The organism is Actibacterium naphthalenivorans (assembly GCF_014196965.1).
GTDB lineage: Bacteria > Pseudomonadota > Alphaproteobacteria > Rhodobacterales > Rhodobacteraceae > Actibacterium_A > Actibacterium_A naphthalenivorans.
The window spans coordinates 1-12,495 of sequence record NZ_JACIEQ010000011.1; the positions used below are offsets into that span (position 1 = coordinate 1).

Consider the following 12,495-nt stretch of genomic DNA (forward strand, 5'->3'; position numbering starts at 1 on the left):
GATTGATGGCACTTGAGCTTGACCGCCAAGTCCTCCTGACCGAGGCCCGCCTTGATGCGGGCGTCGACCAATGCCTGGCAAAGTGCCACCTGTCCTGTGCTTCTGATTGTCTTTGCCACGCGTCACATACCTTTTGTGACGTCGCTAGCGGATGAAATCTGTTATCTAAAAAGTAGATATATGAGGGTGTTATCGGCGTCTGGTTTCCATGGGCTGCAAGTCTGATGCTCCCGAGGTTGCCCATCAATCCCCTACCAATTGTAGAAATCGGCCATAGTCCTCGCTGACTTCCCGCGCTTCTTCGAACGCGCGGGCGCGTTCGCTGTCGAGGCAACGGAAATAGCTCTGGATATCCTGGATGTAATTTTCGAAATCGCTGCGGATGATAGCCGCATAGTCCCGCGCGGCCTGCGAATCACTTGGCAGGAAGGGACGGGCCGGGGCGAAGCAGGATGCCGCCAAAACCGGCCCAGGAACGCAGATCAGAAGGGCCATAGCTTGCAATGGGAGCAGGCATGTCAACCTTGGGTTTCTCAAACCTGTTATCTCCTTGATCGCGGACACTGGCCGTGACTAGTGTTTGCGTAACCAAACTACAGCCAAAGCACGATATTACATCTTGCGGTTGATAATATACTATCGTAACTCTGGGCTTCAAGTAGGAATGCCTGGGGTCGCGCCATTGGAGAAAGCGTGAGCCGGGCCATGAACTGGGACATCGAAGCACCAAATGTGGTTACGGAAGCCAGGTTCCGCGAACTCGTGGAAAGCGGCTATAGCGCAGAAATCCTGTGCCAAGAGTCGGCACACAAGAAAGGCCCCAGCTATTACGGGGTCTGGATCATGCGTGTTGTCTCTGATGACGGGGTGGAAAAGCTCCTCGTCACCGCCCGCACGCGGACGACCTACAACGATATCAAGATCCGCGAGTTCAAGACGATCTCCGGCGTGGTGTCTTTCTTCATTGGCCTTGGTTTTGCGCATGTCGACCTGCCGCTTGAGGCGGGGACAAGCCGTACGCACAAATTTGCGCCGCCAGACAAAGCCCCATCAGACAAGGGCGCTGGCAGCTAACCTCGTCTGTCTCTGGCTGGTCGCAGCACCTGCCTCAGCGCAAATGGTCCTGGTCATGGAGAGCGACGGCTCCCTGACCCCGTCCCGCTCTCAGAGCAGCTTTGCTCGAAACTACAATGAAGGGATTGGTCAGAGTTCGGCCTCCGATGGGATCGCGATCTTCGGCGAGGTAGAGGCCGAGCAAGAGGGCGTCCAAGTCGCGGCCCTTGCCCGCCCGACTCCCCTGCCCCGCGCCGATGTCCTCTCCGGGATTCAGACCACGGCCTTGCGCTATGCCGGCCATCCCGGCCTGCGTCGCGCGGGGCTTTCCGTGACGGATTGGCTAGCTCTCTATCGAGCCAATATCGAGGTTGAGAGCGCCTACCGGCAGGATGCGATTTCAAGTGCAGGTGCTATTGGCCTTGGTCAATTGATGCCTGCGACGGCGCGTGATCTGGGCGTCGACCCGCGTGATCCGCTGCAGAACCTTGACGGCTCCGCCCGCTACCTCGCGATGATGCTGGAGACGTTCGGCGATCCGCACCTGGCGCTGGCTGCCTACAACGCCGGACCCGATGCGGTCCGCCAGTATGGCGGCGTCCCCCCCTACCGAGAAACCCAGAACCACGTGGCCCGCGTCATGGCCGTCGTGGCCCGATTGGAAGGATCAAATTCATGAAACAGATTTCAAACCTCTTTGTCGCCTCGCTGGCGCTATTCCTGCTGATTGCCGAACCCGCCCTCGCCCAGAGCATTGATCTCTCCCCGATCCAGAGCCTGTTACAGGGCATCGTCGATGCGCTGACCGGCCCACTTGGCGTTGTCATCGCGACGCTTGCCGTTCTGGGGGTCTTTCTCAGCTGGTTCTTCAACATCATCGATCTGCGCCAGGCGCTCTGGGTCCTCGTGGGCATCGCCGGTGTTGCCGCCGCCCCCACCATCGTTGCCGCGGTCTTTGCCGGTGGCTGAGCGCGCGCCTCTCTTTCTCGGCCTCGTGCGCCCGCCGAAGCTTCTGGGCCTGCCCATCATGTACGCGATGGTCTGGCTCTTCGGTTCGGTGCTCATGTTCGTCTGGGTCCAGCATATCGCGGTGCTGGGTTTCGCCGCCCTACTCTATCCGGTGCTGTGGAAGGCCGCAGATTGGGACCCGCGTTTCATCGACGTGATGATGACGGCGCTGCAGGAGACGCCGCCGACCCGGAACCGCAGCATCCATGGCGGGGACAGCTATGCCCCGTGATGCTGCGCTCGATGCCCGCACAATGACGCCGGACTGGTATGCGCGCGAGACCCGGCTTGCGCATATGCTGCCCTATGTGAGCCTCGTCGACGACCAGACCGTGCGCACCCGGGTCAACGAGCTCTTTCGGTGCATTCGGCTCGAGGGGATCAACAGCTACACAACCGACGATGCCTATCTCGACAAGGTGACAGCGCTTTTTGCCCGCATCATCGCGCAGCTTGGGCCGGAATTCAGCTATTACGTCCACAAGGTCTCCAAGGCCATCAAACCTGATCTCGACCCCATCCGTGAGGACAGCTTCGCGGGCGAGGTGGACCGGCGCTGGCGCGCGAAACTCGAGACCAGCGGGCTCCGCGACAAAACACTGACGCTCACCGTCATTCACCGCCCGCCTCCGAAAAGCCTCCTGCCGTTCCTCAGCCGCAGCGCGCCGGACCGACTGAAGGAGGAGACCCGCAAACGCCTGCAGCGCCTCGGTGAGGCCGTGAACGTCTTCCTCTCGGGGCTTACCGAGCTCAAGCCGCGCCTGCTGTCAGCCGGATCGGGAGAGTTGGTGGGATTTTTGGGCGCGCTCAACACGGGCACCGAGCTGCCGCTCTACCCGGCCAACACCTACGGCTTTTTGTCCTTCAACGTCGCCAATACCCGCGTGACGTTTAACGGCGACCATTTCGAGCTTTCCGAAGGCGTCGTGGGGCATCGCTACGGCAAGAGTTTCACCATCGGGGAGTACTCGGAAGGCACCTCCTGCACCATGTTCGACATGCTGAACCTGCCGGTCGACATGATCGTGACGCACTCCTTTACGCCAATCAATTCCAACCTCATGGCAGGCCGGATCAAACGACAAAAGCGCCAGATGCAAGCCAGCCAGGACGCGGCCCTCTCGCTCATGGAAGCCCTCGACATCGCCGCCGATGACCTCGAGGCCAAGCGCCAGAGCTTTGGCGAACACCACATGGTCGTGACGCTCTTTTGCGACACGCTCGAAGAGCTGCAAACGCTCAGCGCCGAGATCGTGAACGCCGCCGCGACCGAAGGCGTAAAGATGATCGGCGAGCGGGTCGCGGCCAAGGCGCATTACCTCAGCCAGCATCCCGGCAACCAGCCCAAGCGCGTCCGCGCCAGCGCCGTCACCAACCGCAACTTCGCGGATTTTGCGGCCTTCCACCGGACACAGCTCGGCAAACCTGCAGCACTTACCCCCTGGGGCCAGGTCGTGACATATTTGCCCACGCCGGAGCAGAGCGCCTACCGGTTTTCCTATCACGAGCAAGGCTCGCCCGACAAAGAACCGACCAGCGGCCATACCCTGATCATGGGACGACCCGGGTCGGGCAAATCGGTGCTGTCCGCCTTCCTGATGACCCAAGCCCGTCGAGCAGGGGCGCGGGTCTTCGTCTTCGACTACCGTCTCGGTATGGAGATGGCGGTCCGCGCCAATGGCGGGCGCTACGCCTCCCTGAACGCCGGTCAGCCCACGGGCCTCAATCCGCTCTGGACCGAGACCGATGCGCGCGGCACCGCCTGGCTCTCGGATTGGCTCACCACACTGCTCTACCGCGCCGACAAGCCCCTCACACCGGCACAGACCAATCGCATCCAGGAAGTGGTGCGCCAGAATGCCCAGGCCTCCAATCCGGCCCTGCGGAACTGGCGGGATTTCGCATCGCTTTTTGTGTCCACCGACGATGGCGGCGATCTGCACCAGCGCCTGCTCGAATGGACCGAGGACGGCCGCTATGGCTGGATCTTCGGGCAGAGCCTCGAGGACACGTTCTCGCTCAAGGGCGATGTGGTGGGCTTCGATCTGACCGGCATTCTCGACAGCGAGGCCGACAAGGAACGGATGGCGGTCCTGTCCTATCTCTTCCGCCGGGTCGAGCGCGAAATCGAGGACCGCCGCCCCACCATCATCGTGATCGACGAGGCCTGGAAGGCCCTCGATAACGCGTATTTCGCCGAGCGGCTGTCGAACTGGCTGGTGACAGCGCGCAAACAGAACACGGTCGCGGTGATGATGACGCAATACGCAAGCCAGCTCGAGCGCACCCGGACCGGCAAGACCATCATCGAGGCGGTGCCGACGCAGATCCTGCTCCCCAATATCCGCGCGCAGCCAGCGGACTACGCCATGCTGAACCTCACGGAGAAGGAGCTCGATGTCCTTCTCAACACGGGCAGCAACAGCCGCTTGGCGCTGATCCGCGACGATCAGGGCTCGATCGTCGTCGATGCCGATCTGAGCGCGCTTGGACCCAATCTCACCATCCTTGGCGGCATGGAAAAGGGCGAAGCGCTTGTCGGCGCCGATTACCGCGACCGCCCTGATTTCTGGAGGCTTTCATGACCCGTATTTTGATGTTCGTTGCCGCGCTCGGTGCGTTGGCCTCCTGTGCCCAGTACCAGGAACCGCAGGCCAATTGCTTCACCTTCCTCGCCTCCACGACAGCCATCTCGCCTGATTGCACCTTCACGCCCCTTGGCGCACCGGAGGGCGACATTGAAGTCTAGCCTGCCTCATATCCTGGCCCTTTGCCTGCTGCCCGGTCTCGCTTTGTCTCAAGGCGTGCCGACCAATGACAGTGGGCTGACCGCGCGTGACATCGTCGAGACTGGCGATCGCGAGGCTGACTTGGCCGTTCAGGCCGACAAGCTTGCCGTGCGCGAACTCATTGCCGAGATCGAACGGGAGCAGCTGGAAACCCTGCAACGCATCCTCGATGCCCAGACCAGCTTCGGCGGTCAGGGCTTGCCGGCTATGGTCTCGGGGCTGGAAAGCGGCAGCGGGGATCCGGCCCGGTCAGTCGAGGCGGTCTATGGCAATGCCGACATCGACCCCAATCCCGGCGGTGCGCAGATGTTCGGGGATGCGGCGGAAAACATCGAGCAGCTCATTATCCGCGTGGCTCAGGAGACCAGCGGCTTTGCCGGCGTTGGCCGCGCGGGCCTCTCCCCGGTCCAATGGCGCGCACTCCTACAGGCGCTGATCTGGCAGGAAAGCCGTTTCACCATCGGTGCACGCTCTCCCGTCGGCGCCTTTGGCCTCACCCAGATCATGCCCGGTACCGCCAGCGATCTGGGCATCAATCCGGAATACTATGACAGCCCCTACCTGCAGGTGCATGGCGGTGCACGCTATCTCGCGACACAGCTCAACACCTTCGACGGCAATATCATCAATGCGCTCGCGGCCTATAACGCGGGACCCGGCCGGGTTTTCGAGTATGGCGGCGTGCCACCCTTTCGCGAGACCCAGCACTACGTCCAGGTGATCCCCGAACGCTATAACCTCTATTTGACCCGTATCGGCGGGATCGAAGCGCTTGGCACGATCGACCCCGCGCTTCTGGCCAATGCCAACCTCTCGCTCACTGGGCACGGCGCGGCCTTCTATGGCAACAACTCACCCGCCGCGATCAGGCAAGCCGCCCTACGTATTGCGGATATCGTCGAACGGATTTCCGAGACCGAGGATGTGCAGGAGAGCGTTGCGCTCAACACTTATGCCCGCGCCGAACTCGTGCGTCTCGTGGCCGCCCGCATCCGGCTTCAGGCCGCCCGCACCCGCGTGCTCTCCGCCGAAGAGCTGGCCCAGGCCAGCGCCCGCATGGCCGAAGGCGCGTTCATGGATTTTACGATCAGGGAGATTGAATGATGGGACATCTGCTCTTGAGGACAGCTTTGGCCACGACACTTGGGGTTGGTCTGCATCTTGGCGCCCTATCCCCCGTCCTCGCGCAAGGCGTGCCCGTCGTCGATACCCAGAACATCGCGCAAAACATCCAGCAGCTGCGGCAGATGATCGAGGACGAGATCTTGCAAAACGAGCAGCTGACGCAGCTCCGCGAACAGCTCGGCCTTCTCACGGACCAACTCGCGGAGCTGCAAAGAACCTACGAGGCCCTCACCCGCCTCGCCGAACTGCCGGAGATCATCCGGACGGAAATGGAAGACGAGTTGAATGGTCTGCTCGACCAGGAGTTCGGCGACATCCTCGCCACGATTGAGGCGATCAAGACTGGGGATTTCTCCGGCCTGTCCGGTTCTGGCGCAGGCGAGATCGAAACACAGATGGACCGGGTGCTGGCCGATCTCGGATTTGACGATGACACCCTCTCGGAAATGGCCACCAGCGGCAATCCCGGGGCCAACCGCGTGGCGACGCAGGCCACCACCGGTGCCCTTGTCTCGGCCGCCGCCCAGAACAGCTATGAGGATGCCGGCCAATCGCTCGAGCGGGTGGACCGCCTTGTCGGGCTCATCGACGACATGGATGAGCTGAAGGAAAGCGTCGATCTCAACACCCGCGTCACGGCGGAACTGGCCATCGCGCTGGTCGCCATGTGGCAGCTCGAAGCGGTGCAGACCGTGGGCGATGGCACAGGCGGCGTGATCGATGCCGCCACCATCGCCGAAGAGCAGCGCTTCATGGACTTTACGCTGCCGGACCTGCGCGCAGACTGATTTGAGGCATGACGCGTGGCGAGTGAACAGGAAATCATCGAAGAAGAGCTGGTCTATGGTGCTCTGCGCCGTGAACGCCTCTGGCAGCGCCTTGGGCTCATCGGGCTCATCTTCGGCATTCTCGGATGCCTGAGCGCGGCGGCTGTCGCGATCCTCGATGTCGATCCGCCGCCTGTGGTCGTGCCCTATGATCCCGCCACCGGCTTTGCCCTGCCCGAGGCTTCGGTGGGCGCGACGTCTGTCACAGCCAACCAGGCGATCATCGAGGCGGAGGTCTTCCGCTACGTGACCGACCGCGAGGTCTATAACCAGCTCGACAACGATCTGCGCATCCGCAGCGTCCTGCGCCGCTCGGACGGAGCTGCCGAGAGCGGGTTGCGCCAGATCTGGAACAGCGCCAACGAGAATTACCCGCCGACCGTCTATGGCCCCAACGCCAGGCTCGACGTGGAAATCCTCAGCATCAACCGGATCGGAACCAACCGCGCGACGGTCCGCCTGCGCAAGCGCCTGACGTCCATTAACGGCACCCAGACCGGCCTCTTCACTGCGACGCTTCTCTTCGAGTTCCGCCCGGAGACCCGCCGCTCCATCGACGAGGTCTGGACCAACCCCTTCGGCTTCACCGTGCGCGAATATTCCATCCGCTCCGACAGATTGGAGAACTGACGTTGTTGTATATGAGATCGCTTATTTTTGTCATTGCCCTGTTGCCCGGCCTCGCCTCTGCCGAAACCATCCCGCGTGGCGGTCCCAACGACAGCCGAGTGCGCTTGGCCACCTACCAGGAGGGTCAGGTCTACCGTCTCAGCGTGTCGCTCACCCATGTGACCACGGTCGAATTCGGTGAGGGTGAAAGCATCCGCTCGATCATCGCGGGCGACACGGAAGGCTTCGAGATCGATGGCGTCCCCGGTGGTCAGGCCTTTGCAATCAAGCCCGTCGCGCGCGGTGTCCATACCAATGTGACGGTCTACACGAACAGGCGAAGCTACTATTTCAACGTCGAGGAGGTCCGCAGCCCGACCTTCTACGTTGTGCAGTTCCGCTACCCTGACGACGCTGCGCGCCCGATCCGGGCCATCGCCGCCCAAGCGCCGAACTACAATTACGGCGCCAGCGCGCGGACCGAGTTCACGCCAACCCGCATCTGGGATGACGGGACGTTCACGTATTTCGCCTTTCCAAGAAACGCACCTGTGCCAGCGATCTTCCGCTACGCGGGCGGCCGTGAACGCACGGTCAACACGCAAACCCCTGAGGACGGTGTGATCCGCGTCAGCGGCGTAAACCGCCAATGGGTCCTGCGACTTGGCGAAGAGGTGGTCTGCATCGAGGCGATCCCGCCCGCGGAGGCCGCCTCATGAGCGATACCGAGAACACCGAGCTGGAAAAACGCCTCGCCGCCCTTGAGAAAGGCAGTGCCCGCGCCCCCACGGCGGCGCAGCGCCGGTCGCCCCTTCTCGCGCTGATCGTGGTCCTCGTCATCGGCGCGGGTGGTGCCCTGCTTTATCTTCTCTCACAGCCCGACGAAGAGGAAGCCTTGCCGACGGCCACCCCGGATGTCTTCCAAAACGAGGGGGACGGCTTTGGCGCCATCGAGACCTTGCCCCCGCCCGAGCCCGAGGTTGTGTTTGTCGGACCGGATCCAGTCGAGCCCAACGCGGAGCTTCTGGCGCAGATCACCGCGCTGCAGGCCCAGATCGAGGAGTTGCGCAACGCCCCTGAACCAGTTGTCGAGGAAGACACCGCTGCCGCAGATGCGATTGACGCGCTGACCGCGCAGATCGCGGCCCTGCAAGCCGCGTCGGAAACCGCGCAACAGCAGTTTCGCGATGAGCTCACGGCGCGCGACCGCGAACTGGAGCAACTCCGCATGGACCTTGAGCTCGCGCAGCTTGAGGCCAACCGGCCCCTTCCGGCACCCATCGGGCCCACCGAGGACGAGTTACGCGCGCGGGAAGAAGAGCGGCTCCGGCGCGAGGAAGAAGCAAGACGGCTCGCGGAACTTGAACGCCGCGCCGCGGAGGAACGCGCCTTCCAGGAGCGGCGCATCGCCTCGCCGACCATCGCTTTTGGCGGTGCCTCCGGAGCGAATGAAACAGCTCTGACCGAACGCACTTTTGGCGAGGTGACGGATTTCGTGCTGAACGGGGCGCTGCCCTCTACCGTGACGCAGGCCGAGGTGATCGCCAATCCCTCCAACACGATTCTACAGGGCACCATGATCCAGGCCGTCATGGAAACTGCCCTTGACAGCTCCCTGCCCGGCCAGACCCGTGCCGTGGTGTCCGAGGATGTCTACAGCGTCGATGGCGCGCGCCTCTTGATCCCCCGCGGATCCCGTCTCATCGGGCGCTACCGCGCTGGCGTCGATATCGCGCAGCGCCGGGTCACCATCGCCTGGGACCGGATCATCCTGCCCGCGGGCCAGACCGTCCAGATCAGCTCCTTCGGAGGTGATGAACTGGGCCGTTCTGGCGTCACCGGTTTCGTGGACACACGCTTCGCCGAGCGTTTCGGGTCGGCCGCCCTGATCTCGCTGATCTCAGCAGCACCCAGTGCTGCCGCCTCCGAAGTCCAGGATGAGACTGCCGCCGACGCTCTCGAAGACGTTGGCGATGATCTGGCAGATGCCACGGACAGCGTCATAGGCGATTACCTCTCCATCGGCCCCGTCATCTATGTCGACCAGGGCGCCCGCGTCACGGTCATGGTCGACCGCGATCTGGAGATATTCTGAGCCCATGTCGCTGAGCTATCTCGAAACCTCGCTCGACCGGATCGACGCCGCCGCTCGCGACGATGTCATCGAGATCTGCATCAACCCTGATGGCACCTGCTGGGGCGAATTCCAGGGCGATCACTTCATGCGGAGGCTGGACCAGGCGTTGACCGCAACAGAAGTGAAGGACCTCGGCAACCAGATCGCCTCTTCCGCCAACACAACGATGAGCAAGGACCGCCCGATCGTCTCGGTCTCGATCACCTACAAGGGGCGCCCGATCCGCGCACAGGTCATCACCCCGCCTGCCGTGCTCTCGGCCATGTCGATCAGCCTTCGGTTCTTCTCAAGCCTGCCGCTTGACGGGATTGCGCTTGATTTCCTTTTTGGCAAGGAACGCAAGCTTGAAGAACTCCGCCTCGAGAAAACCCACGAACTGCGCGAAGTGGTGGCCGCGGGCGTGATCGACGATGCGCTGGCCTTTTGCGTCGACAACAAGCTTAACATGATCGTCTCTGGCGGCACCTCCACCGGCAAGACCGTGGCTGCACGCAAGATCCTCTCGCACGTGCCATCCGAGGAACGCATCGTCACCATCGAGGAAGCCGCCGAGCTTCTGCCGACCCAGCCCAATGCCGTGACCCTCATCGCCAATCGCGATGCGGAGTTCCAGACCGCCGATGTGCTGCTCACCGCAACGTTGCGCATGCGCCCCGACCGGATCATCCTGGGCGAGGTGCGCGGCAAGGAAGCCATGACCTTCCTCGAGGCGATCAACACTGGCCATGGCGGCTCAATGACCACGCTGCACGCAGAAACCCCGCAACTTGCCGTGCAGCGTCTGGCCATCGCCGCACTCAAGACCGAGATCCCGATGACCTATGCCGACATGATCCAGTACATCGAGAACTCCATCGACGTAATCATCCAGGCCGGTCGCCATGATGGCAAACGCGGCATCACCGAATTCTACCTCCCCGGCACCAATGAGATCGGAGCTTCCCAATGAAAACCTTTGAATACGATATCCTGTCCTTTCCGGTGAAGAAGCAAAAGGACTACGACGAGGTGCGACGTGCTTTGAATGAGCGCGGCGCGGAAGGGTGGGAGGTTATCACCGCCGAAGCCGGCGACTACGGCTACACCACTTTCTTGAAGCGTGAGACTGGTACAATGAAGGCGGCATCGGAATGACACGGGCTATCGCAGTCGCTGGCCTGCTCTTGATCTTTGGCACAACTGCTGGCGTAGCCGAGCGGAACCTGATCCCGACGCTCGACAACCACCCAAATGTTTGCCCAGACCAGCCACCTGAGCCGAAGTGGATGCAGAACATCAATGTGCGCGAATCCTATAAGCGCCTTTTAATCCAACAGATATATCGGGCTCAAAGCATGGAGCGCGTCGTAGAATCGCAAAACTGCGACTGTCCCACGCGGTATCCATCTTGGGCAGCAGCCGAACGCGTATACATCGAGCATTTCGCCGCATCTGAATACTGGGACATCGTGGAAGCGACTTCCGCATACCGACGCCAAGCAAATGAGCTTCGACGCGAAGCCATGCCTATCTGCGAAGCCACCGGAAACTGGTAGGTCTCCATGAGTGTCGTCACCTATTTCGTGGAAACCGCTGAAGGCTATCTCAATACCGCTGCCGAGACGCAATTCGGCGCGGTCGCCGCAACGGTCGGCACGTTGCTGGTTCTGGGAACAACACTAGTTGTCATTCTGGTCTTCATCAACATGATCTACCAGTATCGCGCCATGGACGGCCGAACTGCCTTTTGGCTGGCCGTGAAGGTCGGACTTATAGGGGTCTTCGCGGCCAACTGGGTCCAGTTCAATGCGCTTGCCTCAGCAATACTGAACGGAATTGACAGCATTGCCGGCGCCCTTGTGGCTTCTGTCGGCGGCGGATCACCTGGTCCGTCCGGTACCTTTGCAGAGGAATTTGACGAACTGATTGCAGCGCTAGGGGATTATCTGAATGCTGCGGGATCTGAGCTGAACTGGATGGCGGGTGCCTTGCTTGACACACTTGGGGTTCTGCTGCTCTCGATTCTTGGCGGGTTGGCGGCATTTATTGTTGTGGCGTCCCGGCTCATGATCGCTCTGCTAATTGGCATTGCGCCAGTGATGATCTTCTTGACCCTGTTCGAGGTGACCAAGGATTATTTCGCACGCTGGCTTTCGGCACTGATTTCCTTCGCGATATACCCGATCGTCGTTGCCGGCGTGTTCGCGACCATCACGGGTGTCTCGCGTGCGCTTCTTGCTAAGCTGGGCGACCCGGAAGGCGCCTCCAACATCGGTGCGCTCATTCCGTTCTTCATGATGGTGCTGATGGCAAAGGGATTCATCATAGCAACGCCATTCCTGGTTCGGGCAATTTCCGGCAACATCATGATGCCGGCACTTTCGGCAGGGTTCGGGGGGAGCTATGCGTTCGCCAGAGGGCTGGCAGGTAGCCAACAGGTTTACAACCGTTACGCCATCGGGGGTGCAACCGGGGCTGAATACGCAGCCCTTCGAGCGCGACAATTCTTCGGTGTGCAAGCGTTGCCAAGCCGGCCCAACACAGCGGGTGGGCCAACTGCATCTCCTGCCGGCGACGGGACCGGAACTGGCGCTAGGATGCTGGCGCAGCTTTCAAGGTTGGGTCGTCTCGGAAGACGGTGACGGCACGGAGCCGAGTTACTGCTTTGGACCGCGATGCTGAGAAGCGGCCCGCCAGAAGAGACATTTGCTGCGAACGTTAGAACAGGCCCAGTATGCATGGGTTGCGGCAACGTGGAGTCCTTCCACATCACCAAAGTCTGGCGAACTCGGGCAGGACTTCATCGAAACGATCATGAAAAGGAAGTGGGGACATGAGCTTACACCGTCGCAAGGGCTATGGTCGGCCCCCCTTGCATGGTAGTGAAAGACCCCTTATTTTTCTCTGTAGGGGAAAAACTGCATTTCAGCGGGTTGACTCGCCAACCTGACCCGCCTATTTCTCTGTA

Annotated in this window: 16 protein-coding genes; 15 read left to right on the forward strand and 1 reads right to left on the reverse strand. The window is 61.5% G+C overall.

All coding sequences use genetic code 11. From position 1 onward, the window contains the following. Positions 1-243: 243 nt before the first annotated feature. On the reverse strand, positions 244-495 hold the full coding sequence (locus GGR17_RS18040; RefSeq protein ID WP_054540609.1) for a hypothetical protein: 252 nt from the start codon (positions 493-495) through the stop codon (positions 244-246). Between the two features lie 210 nt (positions 496-705). Here GGR17_RS18040 and GGR17_RS18045 point away from each other — a divergent pair, with 210 nt between their 5' ends. From GGR17_RS18045 to GGR17_RS18115, 15 genes are read left to right on the forward strand one after another with little or no spacing between them, the layout of a single operon-like run. Continuing rightward, entirely contained in the window at positions 706-1,074 is a 369-nt protein-coding gene (locus GGR17_RS18045; protein ID WP_008327368.1) for a hypothetical protein, read from the forward strand. 43 nt (positions 1,075-1,117) lie between these two features. Then, a complete protein-coding gene (locus GGR17_RS18050; protein ID WP_054540610.1) occupies positions 1,118-1,732 on the forward strand; it encodes a lytic transglycosylase domain-containing protein in 615 nt (204 codons plus the stop codon). Further along, positions 1,729-2,022 carry a TrbC/VirB2 family protein gene (locus GGR17_RS18055; RefSeq protein ID WP_009503803.1) on the forward strand — a complete coding sequence of 98 codons (294 nt, stop codon included), beginning with the start codon at positions 1,729-1,731 and terminating at the stop codon, positions 2,020-2,022. Before GGR17_RS18050 ends, GGR17_RS18055 begins: the two co-directional genes overlap by 4 nt. Beyond that, entirely contained in the window at positions 2,015-2,293 is a 279-nt protein-coding gene (locus GGR17_RS18060) for a type IV secretion system protein VirB3 (RefSeq protein WP_054540611.1), read from the forward strand. Before GGR17_RS18055 ends, GGR17_RS18060 begins: the two co-directional genes overlap by 8 nt. Then, on the forward strand, positions 2,283-4,646 hold the full coding sequence (locus tag GGR17_RS18065) for a VirB4 family type IV secretion/conjugal transfer ATPase (protein WP_054540612.1): 2,364 nt from the start codon (positions 2,283-2,285) through the stop codon (positions 4,644-4,646). The genes GGR17_RS18060 and GGR17_RS18065 overlap by 11 nt, the downstream gene beginning before the upstream one ends. Further along, a complete protein-coding gene (locus GGR17_RS18070; protein WP_008327378.1) occupies positions 4,643-4,810 on the forward strand; it encodes a hypothetical protein in 168 nt (55 codons plus the stop codon). Before GGR17_RS18065 ends, GGR17_RS18070 begins: the two co-directional genes overlap by 4 nt. Continuing rightward, complete coding sequence (locus GGR17_RS18075) at positions 4,800-5,954, forward strand: lytic transglycosylase domain-containing protein (protein WP_173585991.1); 1,155 nt, start codon at positions 4,800-4,802, stop codon at positions 5,952-5,954. Before GGR17_RS18070 ends, GGR17_RS18075 begins: the two co-directional genes overlap by 11 nt. Next, positions 5,954-6,763 (forward strand): type IV secretion system protein, encoded by an 810-nt coding sequence (locus GGR17_RS18080; protein ID WP_040884167.1) that lies wholly within the window; start codon positions 5,954-5,956, stop codon positions 6,761-6,763. Before GGR17_RS18075 ends, GGR17_RS18080 begins: the two co-directional genes overlap by 1 nt. A gap of 15 nt (positions 6,764-6,778) precedes the next feature. Further along, positions 6,779-7,432, forward strand: a complete 654-nt coding sequence (locus GGR17_RS18085; protein ID WP_043755065.1) for a virB8 family protein — start codon at positions 6,779-6,781, stop codon at positions 7,430-7,432. Positions 7,433-7,443: 11 nt separating this feature from the next. Then, on the forward strand, positions 7,444-8,130 hold the full coding sequence (locus GGR17_RS18090) for a TrbG/VirB9 family P-type conjugative transfer protein (RefSeq protein WP_173585992.1): 687 nt from the start codon (positions 7,444-7,446) through the stop codon (positions 8,128-8,130). Continuing rightward, positions 8,127-9,506 (forward strand): TrbI/VirB10 family protein, encoded by a 1,380-nt coding sequence (locus tag GGR17_RS18095; protein WP_043755071.1) that lies wholly within the window; start codon positions 8,127-8,129, stop codon positions 9,504-9,506. Before GGR17_RS18090 ends, GGR17_RS18095 begins: the two co-directional genes overlap by 4 nt. A 4-nt stretch (positions 9,507-9,510) precedes the next feature. Next, positions 9,511-10,497, forward strand: coding sequence for an ATPase, T2SS/T4P/T4SS family (locus GGR17_RS18100; RefSeq protein WP_043755074.1), 987 nt, complete (start codon positions 9,511-9,513; stop codon positions 10,495-10,497). Then, positions 10,494-10,682, forward strand: a complete 189-nt coding sequence (locus GGR17_RS18105; RefSeq protein WP_054540613.1) for a hypothetical protein — start codon at positions 10,494-10,496, stop codon at positions 10,680-10,682. The genes GGR17_RS18100 and GGR17_RS18105 overlap by 4 nt, the downstream gene beginning before the upstream one ends. Beyond that, the gene (locus GGR17_RS18110; RefSeq protein ID WP_082386782.1) at positions 10,679-11,083 is read left to right on the forward strand and encodes a hypothetical protein; all 405 of its coding nucleotides are present in this window, start codon (positions 10,679-10,681) and stop codon (positions 11,081-11,083) included. The genes GGR17_RS18105 and GGR17_RS18110 overlap by 4 nt, the downstream gene beginning before the upstream one ends. Before the next feature lie 6 nt (positions 11,084-11,089). After that, positions 11,090-12,169 carry a type IV secretion system protein gene (locus tag GGR17_RS18115; RefSeq protein WP_183314801.1) on the forward strand — a complete coding sequence of 360 codons (1,080 nt, stop codon included), beginning with the start codon at positions 11,090-11,092 and terminating at the stop codon, positions 12,167-12,169. Positions 12,170-12,495: the final 326 nt, after the last annotated feature.